Consider the following 21,932-nt stretch of genomic DNA (forward strand, 5'->3'; position numbering starts at 1 on the left):
GGTCTGGCCAGACAAGAAACTGGGAGCCGATGGGCACTGTGATGTTGAACCCGGATCGGCAGCAGCAGACCGAGAAAAGAGCGGCATAGTTAGACGGCGACGCGACAACAACCTTGAAAAACGCCGCGGTTCCCACAGGAGAATGTAGGCGCAGCATAAAAAATGCCCCGTCTCTTTCGAGCCGGGGCATTTTTCATGGCAGCGTTAACTCAGCGGTTGCGGGTCAGCAACGCTGGTTTTTCGCCACGCGGGCGGCTTGGCAGTTGGTCGAGTTGCTCAGGCGTCGGGAAGCGGTCGGCTTTCGATTCCTTGTGCATGATCTTCGGGCCATTGCTGCGCGGGTTCTGCACAGCCGGTTCGGTGCGTGGCTGATCGTCACGGGCCGGACGGCGGTTGCGAGAGGAGGACGACGAGGATTCGTCACGACGACCCTGGCCATCACGCGGAGCGCCGTTGCGCGGGCCGTTGCGTTTGCCCGGCGGAGTACCGGTGCTCGAACCGTTGCTGTTGCGCGGGCCGTTCTGACGACCTTGCGACTGACCGCCGCGTGGTGCGCCCGAACCTGCGCCCTGAGCCGGCGCGCCTGGACGACGGCCACGGCCGCCGGCAGGGGCTGGCTTGGGTACGTAATCAACGCGGTTACCGAAGTTATCGATATCGTCGTCAAGAAATTCGTCCGGTGCACGGTCAGCGGCCGCGCGTGGTGGCTGGCTTGGACGTTGTTCGCGGGACGCACTGCCTTCGCGTGGTTTCTGCTGACGGGCAGGGCGCTCGCCACGTTCGCCGGCGGGCTTGTCTTTGCCCTTGTCTTTGCCTTTGTCTTTACGACCGCCGCCGCCACCGCCGCCATTCGGGCCGTCACCGCGTGGGCCGCGAGGGTTGCGTGGATTGCGCACGTCCGGACGTTCACGTACTTCAGGCTTCTCGGCCTCGATGGTGCTGGAATCGAAGCCCATCAGGTCGCCATCGGCGATTTTCTGCTTGGTCATGCGTTCGATGCTTTTGAGCAGCTTTTCTTCGTCCGGAGCAACCAGCGAGATCGCCTCGCCCGAACGGCCGGCACGGCCAGTACGGCCAATACGGTGAACGTAATCTTCATCAACGTTCGGCAGTTCGAAGTTGACGACGTGTGGCAACTGGTCGATGTCCAGACCGCGAGCGGCGATGTCGGTGGCCACCAGGATGCGTACTTCGCCAGCCTTGAAGTCGGCCAGGGCTTTGGTGCGGGCGTTCTGGCTCTTGTTACCGTGGATCGCCACAGCCGGCAGGCCATGCTTGTCCAGGTATTCTGCCAAACGGTTGGCGCCGTGCTTGGTGCGGGTGAACACCAGCACCTGTTCCCAGGCGCCTGCGGTGATCAGGTGCGCCAACAACGCACGCTTGTGACTGGCCGGCAGGCGGAACACGCGTTGCTCGATGCGCTCGACCGTGGTGTTCGGCGGTGTCACTTCGATGCGTTCCGGGTTGTGCAGCAGCTTGCCGGCAAGGTCGGTGATGTCTTTGGAGAACGTCGCCGAGAACAGCAGGTTCTGGCGCTTGGCCGGCAGACGCGCGAGGACTTTCTTCACGTCGTGGACAAAGCCCATGTCGAGCATGCGGTCGGCTTCGTCGAGGACGAGGATTTCAACGTGGGACAGATCGACGCTGCCTTGGCCGGCGAGATCGAGCAGGCGACCTGGGCAGGCGACGAGGACGTCGACACCACGGGACATGGCTTGAACCTGCGGGTTCATGCCGACGCCGCCGAAGATGCAGGCGCTGACGAATTTCAGGTCACGGGCGTAGATCTTGAAGCTCTCGTGAACCTGGGCCGCGAGTTCGCGGGTCGGGGTCAGAACCAATACACGTGGCTGGCGCGGGCCGTGACGCTGGGATTTGTCCGGGTGGCCGTTGGGGAACAGGCGCTCCAGGATCGGCAGGGCGAAGCCGCCGGTTTTACCAGTACCTGTCTGTGCCGCAACCATCAGGTCGCGACCTTGCAACACGGCGGGAATGGCCCGCTGTTGCACCGGAGTAGGCTCGGTATAGCCCGCATCGTTGATGGCGCGGACTAAAGCCTCGGAGAGACCGAGGGAAGCAAAGGACATGAGTAATCCTGTTTTAGTTAGGGCTTGGCCCAATGGGAGTCTTGCCTGGCGCGAATGACGTTTAAGAGGACGCAATCCCGTCCGGTCCTGCTGCGGTTCCGAAGGCACGTCTGGAGCGCTCGCGCGGGCTGGAAAGCTGCGCTGTAGCGGGTCGAGAGGCCTGTTACGGTTCCGGGCGTCCGGGCGTGAGCCTGGCGGGAACGCCGGAGTATAACAGAGCAATCACTGCGCGCTGCTTTCCTGCTGCTCAACGGTTTTGCGGCTGGCCGAAGCAGAGCCCAACGGCGGCTCCTCGACAGGTGCCGCGCCATAGCGTGCGCTGAGTACGGCATAGGCCGGTTCTCGCTTGAACCGTTTGAGTTCTGCGCCGAAACGCTGCACCAGCAAATCCATCCCGGCATTGCGCCGAACCGCCAGAAACTGGCTCTGGCGGCTAATAACGGCAGGATTTTCACTGATCTGATCGCGCAGATTCAGCTCATCGAGCAAATGCTGGCCGACGCGGCGATCAGTGATCAACAAGTCGATACGACCGCGTACCAGCTTGCCGAAGTTGGCTTCGTGGGTGGGGGCCGGCTCACGGGTAAACAATGTTGATTCGCTGAAGTCGGGACTGTAGAGGTAGCCCGGCGAGGTGCCAATGGTCAGGCCCTTGAGTTGTTCGAGTTTGCTGAAAGGGTGCGGCCGGTCGTTGGCATAGAACATCACGAACTCGACGTCCGACAGCGGTTCGCTGGGATAGAGCAGGGTGGCGTCGCGCTCGTCGCTGTGAAAGATGTCCAGTGCGCCGTCGGCCTGGCCGGTTTCCAGCATCGACAGGCAACGCTTCCAGGGCAGGAATTGCCATTCGACTTCAATGCCCAGGCGCTTGAACACGATGGCCGTGGTTTCGAAGTCCAGCCCGAGTTTCTTGCCGTTCTCCTCGTACACGTACGGCGCCCATGGCTCGGTGACAATACGCAACTTCTCGCCTCGAGCGGCGAAGCTCAGGCAAGCAAAAACCAGCACTGCGAATAACTGCGTGATCAAAGGCATGGCCTGAGATTACGACGAGAAACACGAAAGAGCCAGAAAGTGCCTGCACAAGCTCTGTTTCGGGCCTTTAAAAGCAAAAGATCGCAGCCTTCGACAGCTCTTGAGAGCTGTCGAAGGCTGCGATCTCTTGATCTTGCTTTGCGGCTTTAGCGTGAAGCTTGCAACTGCTTCAACGCGGCAACTTCAGGTTATTCCAGATCGCCAGGCTAGGTTCGGCCTGGTTCATGGAATAGAAGTGCAGCCCCGGTGCACCGCCCTGCAACAGGCGTTCGCACATCTCGCTGACGACGTGTTCGCCGAAGCGCTGAATGCTCTGGCTGTCATCGCCGTAGGCTTCCAGTTGCTTGCGGATCCAGCGCGGAATTTCCGCACCGCAGGCATCGGAGAAGCGCGCCAGTTTGCTGTAGTTGGTGATCGGCATGATCCCTGGAACCACCGGAATATCCACGCCCAGCGCCTGCAAACGGTCGACGAAGTAGAAGTAGCTGTCGGCGTTGAAGAAGTACTGGGTGATCGCGCTGTCGGCACCGGCGCGGGCCTTGCGCACGAAGTTGGCGAGATCGTCTTCGTAGTTGCGCGCTTGCGGATGCATCTCCGGGTAAGCAGCCACTTCGATGTGGAAATGATCACCGGTTTCTTCACGAATGAATTCAACCAGCTCATTGGCGTGACGCAGCTCACCGCTGGTCATGCCCATGCCGGACGGCAGGTCACCACGCAGGGCAACGATGCGCTTGATGCCGGCAACCTTGTACTCGTTCAGCAGGCCGCGCAGGTCGTCCTTGCTGTCGCCGACGCACGACAGGTGCGGTGCGGCCGGTACTTTGACTTCGCTTTCCAGTTGCAGAACGGTGTTGAGGGTGCGATCACGGGTCGAACCACCAGCGCCATAGGTGCAGGAGAAGAAATCGGGATTGTACGTTGCCAACTGACGGGCAACGTTGAGCAGCTTTTCATGCCCAGCATCGGTCTTGGTCGGGAAGAACTCGAAGCTGTAGCGACGGTCTTGGGACATGGGAAATACCCTTGGAAACACGAAGCCTGTGAGGCTTGCGCCGCCCATGTGGGAGCAGGTTTGCTCGCCAAAGCAGTGGGTCAGGCAACATCTGTGTTGAATGATGTACCGCTTTGGCGAGCAAGCCCGCTCCCACAGGGAGAGCAGGCCGCCGCGTCAATCAGTAGCGGTAAGCGTGCGGCTTGAACGGGCCTTCGACGGTGACGCCGATGTAGTCAGCCTGTTGCTTGGTCAGTTGAGTGACCACGCCACCGAAGCCGCGAACCATTTCCAGGGCCACTTCTTCGTCGAGTTTCTTCGGCAGGACTTCAACGGTCAGGCGCTCGGCTTTCTGGGCTGGCGACAAGTCGGCGTACTTCTGGCCGAACAGGAAGATCTGTGCCAGAACCTGGTTGGCGAACGAACCGTCCATGATGCGGCTCGGGTGACCGGTGGCGTTGCCCAGGTTCACCAGACGACCTTCGGCCAGCAGGATCAGGTAGTCGTCGTTCTGTGCGTCGAAAGCGCCCGAACCGGTACGGTGGATCTTGTGTACCTGTGGCTTCACTTCTTCCCATGCCCAGTTCTTGCGCATGAAAGCAGTGTCGATTTCGTTGTCGAAGTGACCGATGTTGCAGACAACAGCGCGCTTCTTCAGAGCTTTGAGCATGTTGGCGTCGCAAACGTTGACGTTACCGGTGGTGGTCACGATCAGGTCGATCTTGCCCAGCAGCGCTTTGTCGATGCTGGCTTCGGTGCCGTCGTTGATACCGTCGATGAACGGCGAAACCAGTTCGAAACCGTCCATGCAGGCTTGCATGGCGCAGATCGGGTCAACTTCGGAGACCTTGACGATCATGCCTTCCTGACGCAGGGACTGGGCCGAGCCCTTGCCCACGTCACCGTAACCGATGACCAGCGCTTGCTTGCCGGACAGCAGGTGGTCGGTACCGCGCTTGATCGCGTCGTTCAGGCTGTGACGGCAGCCGTACTTGTTGTCGTTCTTGGACTTGGTCACCGAGTCGTTGACGTTGATGGCCGGGATTTTCAGCTCGCCCTTGGCCAGCATGTCCAGCAGACGGTGTACGCCGGTGGTGGTTTCTTCGGTCACGCCGTGAACGCGATCCAGAACCTGCGGGTACTTGTCGTGCAGCAGTTGAGTCAGGTCGCCGCCGTCGTCGAGGATCATGTTGGCGTCCCATGGCTGGCCATCCTTCAGGATGGTCTGCTCCAGGCACCACTCGTACTCTTCTTCAGTTTCGCCTTTCCAGGCGAAAACCGGGATGCCGGCCGCAGCGATAGCGGCAGCGGCCTGATCCTGAGTCGAGAAGATGTTGCACGACGACCAGCGTACTTCGGCACCCAGGGCAACCAGGGTTTCGATCAGCACGGCAGTCTGAATGGTCATGTGGATGCAGCCGAGGATCTTGGCGCCTTTCAACGGCTGTTCGCCGGAGTATTTGCGACGCAGACCCATCAGGGCTGGCATTTCCGATTCGGCGATGATGGTTTCGCGACGGCCCCAGGCAGCCAGGGACATGTCGGCCACTTTGTAATCGTTAAAATCTGCAGGCGTGATAACAGCGCTCATGAAGAGCCTCCATTCGTAATGTATGCGAATGGGCGCCGTTGTGCGTTTAGTGTCTGGCCTGAGCCAGTCAACGCCCCATCCGAGCCTGACAGGTTGAACCTGCTGCAGCGCCCCTCGGACAGGTGGCGGGAAAACGGTAGCAAGTGAACGTTACCGTTTTGAAACGGGGGCGATTATAGCTGTCTAGACTGATCTTCCAAAGGCTTTCTGTCGGCCAAATGAAGATCGCCAATGGCGACCATAGTCGAAGGCTCATGGAGCATGACCGATCAGTCTGCCAAGATGGCGCCCATCTTTCGGCAAACGCTCAGGAGTGAACATGAATTTCCACACCCGCAAATGGGTAAAACCCGAAGACCTCAACCCCAACGGCACGCTGTTCGGCGGCAGCCTGTTGCGCTGGATCGACGAAGAAGCGGCGATTTACGCCATCGTCCAGTTGGGCAATCAGCGCGTGGTGACCAAGTACATCTCCGAAATCAACTTTGTCAGCGCCTCGCGTCAGGGCGACATCATTGAGCTGGGCATCACCGCCACCGAGTTCGGCCGCACCTCGATCACGCTCACGTGCGAAGTGCGCAACAAGATCAGCCGCAAGAGCATTCTCACCGTCGAGAAAATGGTCTTTGTGAACCTGGGGGAAGACGGCTTGCCGGCCCCGCATGGGCGGACCGAGATCAAGTACGTCAAAGACCAGTTCAAGGACGATGAACGGGTCACTCCGTAACATCGGCAGCGAGCAAGTCACGCTCCCGCAGTTTCAGCGCAGCCCCTGTGGGAGCGGGCTTGCCCGCGAGGGCGGTGTGGCAGGCGGCGAAGATTTTCCCGCCTACTGAACAGCCATGAGCGCCGGAGGTCGTAGCTAAAAGCCCCCACCGGTTCCGACGCTATGACAACCCCTACAGACGGCAAGACCCCTGACCTCTCGGCCAAAGAGCAAGACGATGTCAAGGAAAGCCAACCGCCCCGTGCGGCGGTGCTGCACGAAATCATTCGCTCCCAAGGTGATCATGAACTGGAGCGCAGCATCGCTGCGTTGTGGTGGTCGGCGCTGGCCGCCGGGCTGACCATGGGGTTGTCGCTCATGGCCATGGGCTTGCTCAACTCTCGCCTGCCCGACGGTGAAGCGTTCAAGGTGATTGCCAGCTTCGGCTACTGCGCCGGCTTCCTCGCGGTCATTCTCGCCCGCCAGCAACTGTTCACCGAAAACACCCTGACTGCCGTGTTGCCGGTGATGAGCAAACCCTCCCTGGCCAACTTTGCTCGTCTGATCCGCCTGTGGACAGTGGTGTTGGTCGGCAACTTGTGCGGCACCATTCTGGTGGCTTACGGAATGCTGGAACTGCCGATTTTCGATAACAACACGGACCTGGCCTTTCTCGAAATCGGTCGCAAGGTCATGGAAAACCAGCCAAGCCAGATGTTTGCCAAAGGCATCGTATCCGGCTGGATGATCGCCACCATGGTCTGGATGATTCCGTCCATGGAGAGCGCGAAGATCTGGATCATCATCCTCATCACTTACCTCATGGCGCTCGGCGATTTCACCCATATCGTGGTGGGTTCGGCAGAAGTGTCGTATCTGGTGTTTGCCGGCGAGTTGCCGTGGAGTGATTTCTGGATGGTGTTCGCAGGGCCGACGCTGGCCGGGAACATCATTGGCGGTAGCTTCATCTTCGCGCTGATCAGTCATGCGCAAATCCGTAGCGAAAGCCGGCCAGTGAAATCCGCCGCCCCTGACGACGCTTATGGCAAATCGAAGAAGGATTGAGTGCGGTCAGGCTAGGCGGTTGAAAGTGCCTTGCACAAAGCGCTCATCATGTTCGGCCGGTCAGTCTGAACATAGCTGATCAGCGCGATCTCTCGGTCATACCGATCATTGCCAACCCGGCTCACGGCACATTTATGGCCCCATTGTTCAAAGCCCGACCAATAAGGCACGAGGCTCACGCCAAGACCTCCAGTCACGAGCATGGCGATGGTCTCCAATGCATCCAGATCTACCAACGGCGTCGGTATCAATCCATGGTCCGCCAAATAATGTTCGGCATGCCGCCCACCCCATGAATCAGGATCGTAGCGGATGTACGGTTGGGTCATCAGTTGGGTCGGGATGCTATCGGCGCACTCTTGCTTCGACAGAAACACCAGAGGTTCCTTGCGTAGCGATACCGCCTGCAGGGCTTTAGGCAACTCAAACGGCGGAACGACGAGGATCGCAGCGTCCACTTCTCCCGAAAGAAGCGCTTGATACAACGACCGCGATGTTCCGGGCACGATGACCGGCGTGAGCCCCGGCGCCAACTCGGTCAGTGCTCGCAATGCCCCGGGTAGCAGCCCCGTGAGAACAGTAGAAACAGCGCCTATTCTCAACTGCCCGGTAAGCCCCCGCACGTCAGCATCTGCGGCCAGTAATTCGATTTCGCGAACGATGCGTTTAGCTCTGGGCAATAAACCAAGGCAGGCTTGACTCGGCTTGGCTGCGTGCCCGACGCGAGATAGCAGCTCAAAACCGAGTTGCCGTTCGAGCACGAGCACTCGCTGGCTGATCGCCGCTGCCGTCAACCCTTCGATGCGTGCGGCATGTGCTATGGAGCCTGATTCCACGACGGCGATGAGGCTCTTCAAGTAACGCGTATCCATAAGAAATACTTTCGATATCGAAAAAATTACATGCTATCTCTTTTGATATAAATCGCACAGTCTTCAACTCGCCAGTTATTTCCGTCTTCCGGCGACCTTCAGGAGCTACCTATGCAGTCTATTTTTCATGTTGCTATTCACGTCAGCGATCTGGAACTTTCCCGCCAGTTCTATGGTGAGTTGCTGGGATGTGAGGAAGGTCGTAGCACCGATACCTGGGTCGATTTCAATTTTTTCGGGCATCAATTGTCGTTGCATTTGGGAGAGCCCTTTAGGGTAACTAACACAGGGAAAGTAGGTGAGCACGACGTACCGATGCCCCATCTTGGCGTGATACTCGAGATGTCGGACTGGATTGTTTTAAAAGACCGTTTGATCAAAGGCCGAGTGAATTTTGTTCTGCCCCCCAGCATTCGTTTTCCAGGAGAGCCTGGTGAGCAAGCAACCATGTTTTTTCTGGATCCCGCCGCAAATCCTATCGAGATAAAAGGCTTCACTGACTTGCAGTCAGTTTTTGCCGCTTGAAGTTTCCATGTAGTGCACTCCCATCAAGTGCTTTTCGAAGGGAAGCCCAAGGAGCGATATGCAAACTTTTAATAACGCAGACGCCACTGCCATTTCGCACATGGTGCGTTCTGGTGTCGTGAGCGCAGAAACGGTCGCCGAGCACTTTCTTGAATGTGTCGAATCGCAAGAGCGAAGCATAAATGCGTTTGTGTCCTTCGACCCGGACAAGGTGCGCAGTCAAGCTTGCCAATTAAAAAACAGCGATGCGAAAGGCCTCCTGGCGGGTGTGCCCGTGGGGGTCAAAGACATCTTTGACACCCTGGATCATCCCACCCGTTTTTACTCCCCCATCTATGAGGACAACCGGCCTTCGCGTGACGCTCATGTCGTCGCGCTTCTGCGCCAGGCCGGAGCCGTCATCATGGGCAAGACCCATACCACCGAATTCGCTTACATGCATACCGGTCCAACCCGCAACCCACATGATCTTGACAGAACTCCAGGAAGTTCAAGTGCCGGTTCGGCAGCGGGAATGGCGGCAGGCTTTTTTCCAATCGCATTGGGCTCACAGACAGCCGGATCATTGATCAAGCCAGCATCCTATTGCGCACTGTATGCGTTCAAACCTTCGTATGGGTTGATTTCTCTAGAGGGGGTCAAACCCTTGGCGCCGAGCTTCGATACGGTGGGTTGGTATGGCCGCTCCGTGCGTGATCTGGAACTGATGGCTCAAGTCTTGATCCCCGGTTTGGCCTGGCGTGTTAATGATCGTCGTTTATGTAAGTTCGGCTTCTGTCGTACCGCCCGTTGGGATCAGGTCGACGAAGATGTGGCGCAATCACTGGACGCTGCTGTTGAAGAACTGAGATTGGCGGGACATCAAGTGAGCGAGGTGTTGCTGCCTGAGGAGTTTGCTGCGGTATTTGATGACCATCTGCTGATAAACGATTGCGAGGGCGCTCGTTCATTGGCCAAAGAACTGCAAGCGCATCCTGACAAACTAAGTGAAGAATTATTGGCCATGATCGAGCGCGCCAGTCTGACGACGTGGGAGCAAGAGTCAGCGGCAAAGAAGCGTTTGGCAACGTTGGCCACGGTGTTGGAACCGATATTCGAGCCTTTCGATGCCGTCCTGGGGGCAAGTTGTGGCATCGTCGCTCCGAAGGGCCTGGGCGCTACCGGACCTTCCGATTTCAGCAAATTCTGGATGGCGTTTGGCTTGCCTCAAATTAACCTCCCTCTGGTTCGCGATATCGGGGCGTTACCCGCAGGGCTTCAAATGATTGGAAGTTTTAGAGGCGACAGCATTCTGTTACACGCTGCCGAGCAGGTTGATGCGGTGCTGAGAGCTGCTGGTTAATACGTGGGCGCTGTGGCATCTGCTCGGGATGCTGAGCAGGCCGTCGCAGAGCGAGTGCTCTGCGAAGGTGCCTGATTGAGCTGTCAGTGTGCTGAATCGGCAGCGCTGACGTTCTGTGCACGGGTCACCCCGCGAACGACGCGGCCAATGGTCAGGCCCTGAAGCAGGATCGATGACAGCACCACGATGTAGGTGATGCTCAGCAGCAGATCACGCTCTTGCCCCAGTGGCAGCGACAGCGCCAGAGCCACCGAGACCCCGCCGCGCAACCCGCCCCACGTCAGCACGCGGATGGTACCGCGTGGCACGGTGCGCCAGCGCCGCAACAGCAGGATCGCTGGGGCCACGGTGAGCAAGCGCGACAGCAGGATCGCCACCGCCAGCAAGCTCGCCGCTGCTACGTGCAACCAGTTGAACGGCAGCAACAACAGCTCCATGCCGATCAGCGCGAACAGCAGGGCGTTGAGCATGTCATCGAGCAACTCCCAGAAGCCGTCGAGGTATTTGCGCGTCATGTCGTTCATCGCCAGGTTGCGGCCCAGGTTGCCGATGATCAGTCCGGCAACCACCATCGCAATCGGTGCCGAGACATGCAACTCACTGGCCATCGCCGAACCGCCGATCACCAGTGCCAAGGTCAGCATCACTTCGATCTGGTGCTGCTCGATGCTCTTGATCATCAGATAGACCAGATAACCGATCAGCCCACCGAACAGCACGCCGCCGATGGCTTCGTGAGCGAACAGCATGGCCGTGGCGCTGACGGTCGGGGTTTCGCCGAGTTGGGCAATGCCCAGCAGCACGGTGAACACCACGACGGCGGTGCCGTCGTTGAACAGCGACTCGCCGACGATGGTGGTTTTCAGTGGTTTTGAGGCATTGGCGGTACGCAATACACCGAGCACCGCGATCGGGTCGGTGGGCGAAATCAGCGCACCGAACAACAGGCAGTAGAGGAAACTCACGTGCCAGCCGAACAGCGCGAAAATATAGTAGGCAAGGCTGCCGATCAGCGTGGTAGCGATCAAGACACCAACGGTTGCCAACAGACCGATAGGCCAGCGATAGCTGCGCAGGTCATTCAGATTGACGTGCAAGGCGCCGGCGAACAGCAGGAACGACAGCATCCAGTTCATCAGCAAATCGCCGAAGTCGATCTGGCCGATCAGTTGCTGCACACGCTCTTCGAGGCCGGGATAGCCGAGCACGCTGAGACCCTGTAGCAGCAAGGAAAACATCAGTGCGGTCACCATCACGCCGATGGTCGGCGGCAGGCCGATGAAGCGGAAGTTGACGAAGGTGAGCAGGGTGGTGAGGCAGATGAAAGCGGCTACGAGCTCGAGCATCCGGGGTCCTTGGGATGAGGTGTGGAAAGACAGCGCACCGATTCTTCAGTGCAAGGGTTGGATGGGCTGAATCAGGCTGGGGACACAGTGAGGTGTGATCCGATGAAGAGACCTTCACCCCGGCCCTCTCCCGGAGGGAAAGGAGCCGGTGCTGTTTATCAGTGTGCAATGGAGTGCGGCGTGATCGCTTGCGGTATAAACAGTTGCTGATATATCACGCATCCATAACCTGACTGACGGGTGCAGGGTCAACCACAAAAAAGGAGTGGGGTGTGCTGGCGACGGCTCTGGTGTTGATAGCGGCGCTGCTGCATGCGGCGTGGAATACCCTGATCAAATTCAGCGCCGAGCGGCTGCTGGTGGTGGCGTGCATGGACAGCGTGGCGCTGTTGTTTGTCGCTGTCGCGTTGCCCTTTGTGAGCTTGCCTCCCGCAGACATCTGGCCGTGGATTCTGGCTTCGGCAGCTTTTGAACTGCTGTATCGCTATCTGCTGATTCAGGCGTATCGGGTCGGCGACCTCGGGCTGGTCTATCCGCTGATGCGTGGTTTGTCGCCGCTGGTGGTGCTGGCGCTGACGCTGATCTTTGCCGGTGAGGAACTCAGCACTCAGCAGATATTCGGCATCATGCTGATTCCGTTCGGGATGGCATGCCTGCTGTGGCAGGGCGGCGGCGGTAAACATTTACCGTGGTCGATGCTGCCCGTGGTGGCGCTTATCGGCCTGTGCATTGGTTGCTACACCTACATCGATGGTCAAGCGTTGCGGCACTGGTCGCATCCGCTGGATTACCTGGTCTGGGTCACGCTGCTCAGCGCCTGGCCATTTCCCTTGCTGGCGTGGGCCGCCAAGCGCTCGGCGTTCATACAGTTCTGGCGTGAGCAATGGAAGTTGGGGCTGGCGGTCGGGTTCTGCGTATTGTTCAGCTACGCTCTGGTGCTGTGGGCGATGCAATTGGGCTCGATTGCCGAGGCAGCGGCGTTGCGCGAGATCAGCGTGATCCTGGTGGTGCTGTTCGGCATGCGTTATCTGAAAGAACCTTTCGGTCGGCCGCGGCTCTTAGCCTGTGGGCTGGTGCTGATCGGCATGCTGGTCATGAAGTTCTGACCGCCCGCAAACCCTATCACTCGAAAAAGGATGGCGTTATGACGGTGGCTTTATGGTGTGTGTTGATTGCGATCTTTTTGCCGTATGTGTGCACGATTGTGGCCAAGGTCTCGGGCGGTTTCAGGCTGAGCGACAATCATGATCCCCGGGATTTTCTCGACAGCGTCGGTGGCGTAGCCCGGCGGGCGCATGCGGCGCAGATGAACAGCTTTGAGGTGATGCCGGCGTTTGCGGCGGCGGTGATCGTTGCGCATCTGGTGGGCACGGCGCAGTTGGTGACGGTCAATGTGCTGGCGGTGCTGTTTATCACCAGTCGCCTGCTTTACATCATCTGCTATCTGGCGGACTGGGCGATTTTGCGGTCGCTGGTGTGGTTTGTCGGGATGGGATTGATTGCTTCGTTCTTCTTTGTGTCGATCTGATTCTGGGGTGTGGCTACTGGCTCTTCGCGAGCAGGCCCGCACCCACGGGGATGTATTCCAACTGTGGGAGCGGGCTTGCTCGCGAAAGCGCGAGTAACCTAAGGTTTGTTTTTGGCTGTGTCTGCCACCTGCGGCACTTGTGGCAACGCGACACCTTTGGGCCAGAGCATCCAGATCTGCCCCTGCTGCTTCATGTCCCCGGCCAGTTGCCCGGCTGCATCGCCAGTGCCCCAGAACAGATCTGCACGAACTTCGCCGGCAATCGCGCCGCCGGTATCCTGCGCCGCCACTGGCCGCACCAAAGCCGTGCCGTCCGGACGGGTGGTCGACAGCCACAACAGGCTGCCCAACGGAATGACCTTGCGATCTACCGCCGCGCTATAACCGGCCGTCAGTGGCACGTTCAACGACCCGCGCGGGCCTTCATTGCTGTCCGGGTTGCGCGTGAAGAACACGTAGCTCGGGTTGCTGGCCAGCAGTTCCGGGATGCGCGAAGGGTTGGCCTTGGCCCAGTTGCTGATCGCACCCATGGTGACGTCTTCTTTCTTCAACTCGCCTTGCTCGACCAGCCAGCGGCCGATTGGTCGGTACGGGTGACCGTTCTGGTCGGCGTAGGCGATACGCAGTTGTTTGCCGTCCGCCGTCTGTATCCGCCCGGAACCCTGGATCTGCAGGAATTGCAGATTCATCGGGTCGGTGAGGTAAGCCACCACGGGTGCTTTCACACCTTTGGATTCGATGGTTGCGGCATCGTCATACGGCTTGAGCACCCGGCCTTCGAGGCGACCGCGCAGACGCTTGCCCTTGAGCTCAGGATAAATGCTGTCGAGGGAGACGATGATCATGTCCTCCGGTACGCCGTACACCGGCACATTGGCCGTTTCGGTTGGCGTCAGGCTGCCGGGGTAGACCGGTTCGTAGTAACCGGTGATCAAGCCGTTGGGGTTGTCGTTCTCGGCGCGCAAGCCGAACACGTCGAGGTTCTGCTTGAGGAACGCGCGGATCTCCTTGGCGCTCTGCGAAACATTGGTCGCCGCTGCGCAGGTGGCGCCCCAGACCGGATCTGCCTTGAGTCGGGTGCAAGCGCTGCGCCACGAACCGAAACCGGCCACCAGATCGCTGTCGGACACGGCCGGCAATGCTTCCCACGTTGCGCTGGAGTAAGTGGCCAAGGCGTGGGTTTTCGGTTTGGCGTCGTCGCCGCCGGTACAACCAGCCAGCATTGCCAGCAGCGCAAGCGTTGCGATCAGCGGGTGACGCCAGGCTTTTAAACGGCTGTTCATGGAGTGATTCCTGTGCTGGCTGCCCGAGAGCTCCATGCGCTCAAGCAATCCGTATTTTTAATAGGGCTATTGGTGTTTGTCGGTGAGGCGAGGATACTGGCCGCCGAATTCCGTGACCTGAAGCCACCATGACTCTTAAAAGAATTTCTGTTGTATTGCTGGCCTGTCTGACCTTGTCCGCCTGCGGCGGTGTCGATCCGAATTCCCCGCTGGGTCAACGCAAAGCGATCTTCAAACAAATGCTCAAGACCAGTGAAAACCTGGGCGGCATGTTGCGTGGGCGCGTTCCGTTCGACGGACCGAAGTTCGCCGAAGGTGCCGTCAAGCTCGATGCGTTGTCCCATGAGCCCTGGAAGCATTTCCCGCAAGTTCGCGAAGAAGATCACACCAGCGCCAAGGACGATGTCTGGCAGAGCCAGGCCCGTTTTCAGGAAATGGCCCGTACCCTTGAAGCGGCGACCGGTGAGCTGGTGATCGCCAGCCAGGTTCAGCCCTACAAGGCCAGTAACCTGGGGCCTGCGGTACAGAAAGTTGAAGATGCCTGCAGCGCTTGCCATAAAAAGTTTCGGGATCATTGATCTTTGTAGCCTGACGTCATCGCGGGCATGCTCGCGATGACGTCAGGCAGCTTGCCGGCTTCTTATTTATCGATTTCGTCCAGCGCTTCCTGCAATGCCTTGCGCGCCTCGGCCAGTTTGTCTTTGCGTTTGTTGATCTTCTCGGGATCGCCTTTCTTCATGGCTTTGTCCAGATCCGCCTGGCGCTTGCTGACGTCGTGTTTGGCATCGAGCACCTTGTTTTCGCGCTCTTTCTTCAGGCCGGCGTCGGTGCAATGTTCGGTGACTTCGCGCAGCGCCGTTTCCAGCCCTGTCTGCTGATCGGCATTGCCGCGCGACTTGGCCTGCTCGATCTGGTTCATGATGCCTTGCTTCTTGGCTGCGCAGCCGGTCAGGCCTGGAGCGTCTTCAGCGGCCATCACGGGGGCGGCCATCACACCGCAGAGGGTGAGCAGGGCAAGCGGTGCAAGAAATTTCATAAGAGCTCCATGTGCAAGGGCAATCGGGTCGGTTGGGCACTGCGCTGTTGGAGCGCCTCGGTGGCCGTTGGGTTCCCGGCGCGCCGGGTTTGCATGTTCAGAAACCGTCGATTCCGGCGGCGTGTAAGGTTTCGCTCAGTGCCTGCACCTGCGGTTCGCGGAAGAATGCGCTCAACTGCGCTGCGCGACCGGGGCCGATGCCGGGCTCTGCCTGCCATTGTGCGGTGTCGCGTTGTGCCAGCGCCTGCCATGAGTCAGCCAGTTGTGCCTGGCCGGTGGGCGGTAAGCCCAGCGCTTTGAGCCATCGTGCAAACGGTTGTTGCCGTGCACTGCGAAAACTGTCCATCAGGCGCACGCTGCTGCGTTCGCCAAAGCCGGCAATGTTAGCAAGCTCTGGCTCGTCGAGGGTCAACCAATCCAGCAGGTTGTTCAGACGGCCTGTTTCCAGAAGTTTCTCCCAAGTGCCCCGGCCGACCTGCGACATGGCCAGCCCCTGTTTGCCGCTGAGCCACGTCAGGCGAGCGAGAAACTGGGTTTCGCAGCCCGCTGTCGGTTGCCAACAGCTGAGTGCGTGAAATTCGCTGGAGTCGGGGATGTAAATGTCTGCGCGTTCGGTCGTGCGCAGCACAACACGGTCGAGGCGCGGAATCGTCAGCCCGGCGAGACTGATTGCCACCTGATCGCCGGGGCGAATGTCCAGTTCCTGCCAGCGTTTCAGAGAGCTGGCGCTGACCCGTTTGATCTCCCGGTCGTCGAGCATGACGGGTGTCAGTTCGAGTACGGGGGTGATGCGCCCGGTGCGGCCGATGTTGAAGTTGACCTTGCGCACGTCGGCCAACGCCTGAGCGAACGGATACTTCCAGGCGATGGCCCAGTAGGGTGCACGCGCCTGCCAGCGCTCGGCGGACGGCCGCTGGCTTTGGCGCAGAACGACGCCATCGCTGGCAAACGGCAGGGGCGAGCGGTACCAGTGATCGCGCCACTTCTGCGCGTCTGCGAGGTGGGCGACGGGATGGCTGTATCGCTCGGTCGAGGCGAAACCCAATGTCGCCAGGGTGGATGTTCGTTCGGCCAGATCCAAAGGCCCTTGCGGCCAGTCCCAGACGAACAGTCCGATCCCGGCGGCTTGCTCCGAACTCAGGGCTTTGCGGCCCATCAGTCCGGCGACGATTGCGCGGGCGTTGACGCTGCCGGCGCGTGCTTGCACATGCTCGCTCAGTCGCCAATAGAGTTCGCCTTGCACGAGCAAATCCAGCGGTTGCTTGAGTTGTTGGGGAATGGCGCCGATCTTGCGCGCCGATGCGGTCCAGTCCTGCCCGCTGATGCCGTCTCCCCGACTGATCGCCTGGTGCAAACGTCCGCCGCGATACATCAGCGTCACTGCAACGCCATCGACCTTGGGCTGTACCCAGACATCCTTGCGATCCCGAAGCCAGGCCTCAACGGCTTCGGCTTTATGAAGTTTGTCCAGGCCGGTATGGGCGACGGGGTGCGCCACTGTGCCAGAGGCTGTGCGCAAAGGCGCGGCAGTCAATGGCAAGTTGAAGCACTGGCGCCAATCGCTTAGTCGCAAGCGTGATTGGTCGTAGAGTTCGTCGGCAATCAATGAACGGCCTTGGCGGTGATAGGCGTCGTCCCATTGGTCGATCTGGTTTTGCAGGGTAGTGATTTCGCGTTGGGCTTGGGCCGGTGGCCAGTTCGGGCATTCGGCTTGGGCGTTGAAACTGTGGAGCGTCAGCAGAAAAGTCATCAACAGGCGCAGTGTGGCAAACATCGTGAGCGTCCTTGCTCAAGGGGAATGCTTGAAGGCTAGGCGAGGATTCCAGATTGGGTGTGTGGGGTGTTTTGCGGGGTGTTTCTGATCGGGAATTGATGTCGCCTGTTCGGGTGTCTTCGCGGGCAAGCCCGCTTGTGCAGGTGTATCGGTTGAATTCAGCCTCGCATTTGGGGCAAGAAAAAGCCCCGCACGGCGCGAACCGTGCGGGGCTTTTCATGCCGCCAGGGAATTACAGGCCGGCAGCAGAACGCAGGGTGTCGGCGCGGTCGGTTTTTTCCCAGGTGAAGGTGGTGAAGGTGTCTTCGCCAACCGTCTTGGTTTGCGGCGTGCGACCGAAGTGGCCGTACGCTGCGGTTTCCTGGTACATCGGGTGCAGCAGGTCCAGCATGGTGGTGATCGCGTATGGACGCAGGTCGAACACTTCACGCACCAGTTTGATGATCTTGTCATCGCTGATCTTGCCGGTGCCGAAGGTGTTCAGCGAGATCGACGTCGGCTGAGCCACACCAATGGCGTAGGACACCTGGATCTCGCAACGCTCGGCCAGGCCGGCAGCGACGATGTTCTTGGCAACATAACGGCCAGCGTAAGCCGCCGAACGGTCAACCTTCGAAGGATCTTTGCCGGAGAACGCGCCGCCGCCGTGACGGGCCATGCCGCCGTAGCTGTCGACGATGATCTTGCGACCGGTCAGGCCGCAGTCACCTACCGGGCCGCCAATGATGAACTGGCCGGTCGGGTTGATGTGGAACTGGGTGTCTTTGCTCAGCAGTTCGGCAGGCAGTACGTGCTTGACGATCAGCTCCATTACGCCTTCGCGCAGGTCTTTGTACGACACTTCAGGGTTGTGCTGGGTCGACAGGACAACCGCCTCGATACCGACAACCTTGCCGCCTTCGTAACGGCAAGTGACTTGCGACTTGGCGTCTGGACGCAGCCAAGGCAGCAGACCCGATTTACGGGCTTCGGCCTGACGCTGCACCAGTTGGTGCGAGAAGGTGATCGGCGCTGGCATCAAAACGTCGGTTTCGTTGCTGGCGTAGCCGAACATCAGGCCTTGGTCGCCGGCGCCCTGATCTTCAGGCTTGGCGCGGTCAACACCCTGGTTGATGTCCGGGGATTGCTTGCCGATGATGTTCATCACGCCACAAGTGGCGCCGTCGAAGCCGACTTCGGAACTGGTGTAGCCGATGTCGCAGATCACGTCACGAACGATCTGCTCCAGGTCGACCCAGGCGCTGGTGGTCACTTCACCGGCAACGATGGCCACGCCGGTCTTGACCAGGGTTTCCACCGCAACGCGTGCGTGTTTGTCCTGGGCAATAATGGCGTCCAGCACCGCATCGGAAATCTGGTCGGCGATTTTGTCCGGATGTCCTTCAGACACGGACTCGGAGGTGAAGAGGGAGTATTCGCTCATCTCGATGTTTTCCTGAATTTACCGATGGTGAGTGTCGCCAGCCGGTCGCTGAAAGTGGCGAACCTGGATCTGGAAACCATTACGTAAGCCTATATAGAGGCTTTCCCCGGGAACGAGTCCCGCAGCGGTGGCCCAACGGGCCAAATCATCCTGTTCAAACCCCAACCACAGATCACCGCAGGCCTCCCTGGCCCAACTCTGGTTGTGGCTACATAACTCTGTTACGAGCAAGCTACCGCCCGGTTGCAGCAGGTTGGCCATGTGCTTGAGCGCTTCGGCCGGCGCGGCGAAATGGTGCAAGACCATGTTCAGCACTACGCAATCGGCCTGAAGGCTGGAGCTGTTCAATGCATCGGCCAATTGCAGGCTGACGTTAGCCAGTTCTTCGCGAACGCATACCTGACGCGCCAGTTCGAGCATCGCCGGGCTGTTGTCCAGCGCGGTGACGGTGCTGAAGCGGCTGGCCAGTTCCGGCAGAAAAGCACCATCGCCGGGTCCGACTTCAATGGCCGTGGCAGCACCATTGAAGTTCAGTTTGTCGAGCAGGGCCAGCACGCTGTCGCGGTACTGCGGCAGGCCTGCAATCAAGTCTTGCTGGGCGCGGAATTTCTCCGCCACCCGGGCGAAAAAGTCCTGGCTGGCCGCCGCACGTTGTCCGTGAACCTGAGCGATGCGCGCCAAAACATCGGCGGGCAGGGTCAGATTGTCGACTTCTTCTAACAATGCCGCGTGCAGTTTGCCGCCGAGCAGTTCGGTGTGGGGCAGGGCGCGGCGATAAAAGATCGCGTTGCCTTCGCGGCGGGTCGCCACCAGATCGGCCTGGGCCAGCACTTTAAGGTGATGGCTCATGCCCGACTGACCGATACCGAAGATTTGCGCCAGTTCCAGTACACCGAACGAATCGTTGGCCAGCGCGCGCAATACATTCAGCCGCAGCGGATCGCCGCCGGCCTTGCACAGGGCTGCCAGCTCGTCGCAATCATCATGTCGAATGGAAGGCGCGTGTAAGTTCATAGGGCAGGCAGTCTATTGATGGGCACAAAGCACTGCAAGGGCAATATCAAAAAGTTTTGATATTGCACGATAGATGGCACTTCTCGTTGACGGGTTAACTCTACAAACCAGCAGCGGAAAGGTTTCACCCGCACAATCGGCCGCTAACCATGGGAAAAACGCCTCCGGATGACTATCTGTCATTGCCCCGAGGCGCTCCGGTGAGGGAAAATGCCCTCCTTTTTTCCGTTTCAATCTATTCACACCCAGGAGATCAGCGATGCCTAGCCGTCGTGAGCGTGCCAACGCCATTCGTGCCCTCAGCATGGATGCCGTGCAAAAAGCCAACAGCGGCCATCCCGGTGCCCCTATGGGTATGGCAGATATCGCCGAAGTACTTTGGCGCGACTACCTCAAGCACAACCCGAGCAATCCATCGTTCGCTGACCGTGACCGCTTCGTGCTGTCCAACGGCCACGGCTCGATGTTGATCTACTCGTTGCTGCACCTGACCGGTTACGACCTGTCGATCGACGACCTCAAGCAATTCCGTCAACTGCACAGCCGCACCCCGGGTCACCCGGAGTTCGGTTATACCCCGGGCGTTGAAACCACCACCGGCCCGCTGGGTCAGGGGCTGGCCAACGCGGTGGGTTTCGCGCTGGCAGAAAAAGTCCTGGCGGCGCAGTTCAACCGTCCGAGCCACAACATCGTTGACCACCACACCTACGTTTTCCTGGGTGATGGCTGCATGATGGAAGGCATTTCCCATGAAGTCGCTTCCCTGGCCGGTACTCTGGGTCTGGGCAAGCTGATCGCTTTCTACGATGACAACGGCATCTCCATCGACGGCGAAGTCGAAGGCTGGTTCACCGATGACACCCCGAAGCGTTTCGAAGCCTACAACTGGCAAGTGATCCGCAACGTTGACGGTCACGACCCGGAAGAGATCAAGACTGCCATCGACACCGCGCGCAAGAGCGCGCAGCCGACCCTGATCTGCTGCAAGACCACCATCGGCTTCGGCTCGCCAAACAAACAGGGCAAAGAAGACTGCCACGGCGCCCCACTAGGTGACGCGGAAATCGCTCTGACCCGCCAGGCACTGAACTGGAACCATGGCCCGTTCGAAATCCCGGCCGACATCTATGCCGAGTGGGATGCCAAAGAAGCTGGCCGTGCCGTTGAAGCCGAGTGGGATCAGCGTTTCGCTGCCTACTCCGCCGCGTTCCCGGCTGAAGCCAACGAGCTGATCCGTCGTCTGAGCGGTGAACTGCCGGCTGACTTCTCGGAGAAAGCCTCGGCCTATATCGCTGAAGTCGCTGCCAAAGGCGAAACCATCGCCAGCCGTAAAGCCAGTCAGAACACCCTGAACGCGTTCGGCCCGCTGCTGCCGGAACTGCTTGGCGGTTCGGCCGACCTGGCCGGTTCCAACCTGACCCTGTGGAAAGGTTGCAAAGGCGTCAGCGCTGAAGATGCCAGCGGCAACTACATGTACTACGGTGTGCGCGAATTCGGCATGACCGCCATCATGAACGGCGTCACCCTGCACGGCGGCCTGGTGCCTTACGGCGCGACCTTCCTGATGTTCATGGAATACGCTCGCAATGCCGTGCGCATGTCCGCTCTGATGAAGCAGCGCGTGATCCACGTCTACACCCACGACTCCATCGGTCTGGGCGAAGACGGCCCGACGCACCAGCCGATCGAGCAACTGACCAGCCTGCGTACCACGCCGAACCTCGACACCTGGCGTCCAGCCGATGCCGTTGAATCGGCTGTGGCCTGGAAAAACGCTCTGGAGCGCAAGGACGGCCCGTCGGCGCTGATTTTCTCGCGTCAGAACCTGCAGCACCAAACCCGTGATGCTGGCCAGATCGCCGACATCAGCCGCGGTGGCTACGTGCTGAAGGACTGCGCAGGCGAGCCGGAGCTGATTCTGATTGCGACCGGTTCGGAAGTCGGCCTGGCTGTTCAAGCCTTCGACAAACTGACCGGGCAGGGCCGTAAGGTGCGCGTGGTTTCCATGCCTTGCACCAGCGTGTTCGATGCTCAGGATGCTGGCTACAAGCAAGCCGTCCTGCCGTTGCAGGTTGGCGCGCGTATTGCGATCGAAGCGGCTCACGCCGACTTCTGGTTCAAGTACGTGGGGCTGGAAGGTCGCGTGATCGGCATGACCACTTACGGTGAGTCGGCGCCTGCGCCAGCACTGTTCGAAGAGTTCGGCTTCACCCTGGAAAACATCCTGGGTCAGGCTGAAGAACTGCTGGAAGACTGATCCAGAAGTCGCGTCGTCCGGACTGACACCTTCGCGAACAAGCCCGCTCCCACA

At 59.5% G+C, this 21,932-nt stretch carries 19 protein-coding genes and 1 riboswitch; of the genes, 8 read left to right on the forward strand and 11 right to left on the reverse strand.

The window, feature by feature from the left end:
* Positions 1-209: 209 nt before the first annotated feature.
* From AACY50_RS20540 to ahcY, 4 genes are all read right to left on the reverse strand, one after another.
* Entirely contained in the window at positions 210-2,087 is a 1,878-nt protein-coding gene (locus AACY50_RS20540; RefSeq protein ID WP_339430318.1) for a DEAD/DEAH box helicase, read from the reverse strand.
* A gap of 222 nt (positions 2,088-2,309) precedes the next feature.
* Entirely contained in the window at positions 2,310-3,122 is an 813-nt protein-coding gene (locus AACY50_RS20545) for a substrate-binding periplasmic protein (protein ID WP_339507463.1), read from the reverse strand.
* Between the two features lie 169 nt (positions 3,123-3,291).
* A complete protein-coding gene (metF, locus tag AACY50_RS20550) occupies positions 3,292-4,137 on the reverse strand; it encodes a methylenetetrahydrofolate reductase [NAD(P)H] (RefSeq protein ID WP_339430316.1) in 846 nt (281 codons plus the stop codon).
* Between the two features lie 160 nt (positions 4,138-4,297).
* Positions 4,298-5,707, reverse strand: a complete 1,410-nt coding sequence (ahcY, locus tag AACY50_RS20555; RefSeq protein ID WP_221732352.1) for an adenosylhomocysteinase — start codon at positions 5,705-5,707, stop codon at positions 4,298-4,300.
* Between the two features lie 23 nt (positions 5,708-5,730).
* Positions 5,731-5,829: riboswitch (S-adenosyl-L-homocysteine riboswitch) on the reverse strand.
* Between the two features lie 197 nt (positions 5,830-6,026).
* Here ahcY and AACY50_RS20560 point away from each other — a divergent pair.
* Together AACY50_RS20560 and AACY50_RS20565 are read left to right on the forward strand one after the other, a co-directional pair.
* On the forward strand, positions 6,027-6,434 hold the full coding sequence (locus AACY50_RS20560) for an acyl-CoA thioesterase (RefSeq protein WP_221732351.1): 408 nt from the start codon (positions 6,027-6,029) through the stop codon (positions 6,432-6,434).
* A 162-nt stretch (positions 6,435-6,596) separates the two neighbouring features.
* Complete coding sequence (locus tag AACY50_RS20565) at positions 6,597-7,478, forward strand: formate/nitrite transporter family protein (RefSeq protein WP_339430315.1); 882 nt, start codon at positions 6,597-6,599, stop codon at positions 7,476-7,478.
* An 11-nt stretch (positions 7,479-7,489) separates the two neighbouring features.
* Here AACY50_RS20565 and AACY50_RS20570 read toward each other — a convergent pair whose 3' ends face one another.
* On the reverse strand, positions 7,490-8,350 hold the full coding sequence (locus tag AACY50_RS20570; RefSeq protein ID WP_339430314.1) for a LysR substrate-binding domain-containing protein: 861 nt from the start codon (positions 8,348-8,350) through the stop codon (positions 7,490-7,492).
* A gap of 111 nt (positions 8,351-8,461) precedes the next feature.
* On the opposite strand from AACY50_RS20570, the gene AACY50_RS20575 reads away from it, so the two are divergent.
* The gene (locus AACY50_RS20575; RefSeq protein ID WP_339430313.1) at positions 8,462-8,875 is read left to right on the forward strand and encodes a VOC family protein; all 414 of its coding nucleotides are present in this window, start codon (positions 8,462-8,464) and stop codon (positions 8,873-8,875) included.
* A gap of 58 nt (positions 8,876-8,933) precedes the next feature.
* Positions 8,934-10,217 (forward strand): amidase, encoded by a 1,284-nt coding sequence (locus AACY50_RS20580; RefSeq protein ID WP_339539064.1) that lies wholly within the window; start codon positions 8,934-8,936, stop codon positions 10,215-10,217.
* Between the two features lie 83 nt (positions 10,218-10,300).
* Here the strand turns inward: AACY50_RS20580 and AACY50_RS20585 are convergent, their stop codons facing one another.
* A complete protein-coding gene (locus AACY50_RS20585; protein WP_339430311.1) occupies positions 10,301-11,563 on the reverse strand; it encodes a cation:proton antiporter in 1,263 nt (420 codons plus the stop codon).
* 272 nt (positions 11,564-11,835) lie between these two features.
* On the opposite strand from AACY50_RS20585, the gene AACY50_RS20590 reads away from it, so the two are divergent.
* Positions 11,836-12,669: an EamA family transporter gene (locus AACY50_RS20590; RefSeq protein WP_339539065.1), complete on the forward strand. Its 834-nt coding sequence runs from the start codon at positions 11,836-11,838 to the stop codon at positions 12,667-12,669.
* 38 nt (positions 12,670-12,707) lie between these two features.
* A complete protein-coding gene (locus tag AACY50_RS20595) occupies positions 12,708-13,091 on the forward strand; it encodes an MAPEG family protein (protein WP_339430309.1) in 384 nt (127 codons plus the stop codon).
* Between the two features lie 98 nt (positions 13,092-13,189).
* On the opposite strand, the gene mltA is transcribed toward AACY50_RS20595, so the two are convergent.
* Positions 13,190-14,374 (reverse strand): murein transglycosylase A, encoded by a 1,185-nt coding sequence (gene mltA, locus AACY50_RS20600; RefSeq protein ID WP_339430308.1) that lies wholly within the window; start codon positions 14,372-14,374, stop codon positions 13,190-13,192.
* 128 nt (positions 14,375-14,502) lie between these two features.
* Here mltA and AACY50_RS20605 point away from each other — a divergent pair, with 128 nt between their 5' ends.
* Positions 14,503-14,952, forward strand: a complete 450-nt coding sequence (locus AACY50_RS20605) for a c-type cytochrome (protein ID WP_339507466.1) — start codon at positions 14,503-14,505, stop codon at positions 14,950-14,952.
* Positions 14,953-15,014: 62 nt separating this feature from the next.
* Here the strand turns inward: AACY50_RS20605 and AACY50_RS20610 are convergent, their stop codons facing one another.
* From AACY50_RS20610 to AACY50_RS20625, 4 genes are all read right to left on the reverse strand, one after another.
* Positions 15,015-15,410, reverse strand: coding sequence for a DUF1090 domain-containing protein (locus AACY50_RS20610; protein WP_339430306.1), 396 nt, complete (start codon positions 15,408-15,410; stop codon positions 15,015-15,017).
* Positions 15,411-15,507: 97 nt separating this feature from the next.
* On the reverse strand, positions 15,508-17,184 hold the full coding sequence (gene ligB, locus AACY50_RS20615) for an NAD-dependent DNA ligase LigB (RefSeq protein WP_339430305.1): 1,677 nt from the start codon (positions 17,182-17,184) through the stop codon (positions 15,508-15,510).
* Positions 17,185-17,416: 232 nt separating this feature from the next.
* Positions 17,417-18,607, reverse strand: a complete 1,191-nt coding sequence (gene metK, locus AACY50_RS20620; protein ID WP_339430304.1) for a methionine adenosyltransferase — start codon at positions 18,605-18,607, stop codon at positions 17,417-17,419.
* Positions 18,608-18,625: 18 nt separating this feature from the next.
* Positions 18,626-19,621: an ArsR/SmtB family transcription factor gene (locus AACY50_RS20625; RefSeq protein ID WP_339430303.1), complete on the reverse strand. Its 996-nt coding sequence runs from the start codon at positions 19,619-19,621 to the stop codon at positions 18,626-18,628.
* Between the two features lie 259 nt (positions 19,622-19,880).
* Here AACY50_RS20625 and tkt point away from each other — a divergent pair, with 259 nt between their 5' ends.
* Positions 19,881-21,878: a transketolase gene (tkt, locus tag AACY50_RS20630; RefSeq protein ID WP_339430302.1), complete on the forward strand. Its 1,998-nt coding sequence runs from the start codon at positions 19,881-19,883 to the stop codon at positions 21,876-21,878.
* The last annotated feature ends 54 nt before the right edge of the window (positions 21,879-21,932 follow it).

Source organism: Pseudomonas sp. RA_15y_Pfl2_54 (genome assembly GCF_963971015.1).
Classification (GTDB): domain Bacteria; phylum Pseudomonadota; class Gammaproteobacteria; order Pseudomonadales; family Pseudomonadaceae; genus Aquipseudomonas; species Aquipseudomonas baetica_A.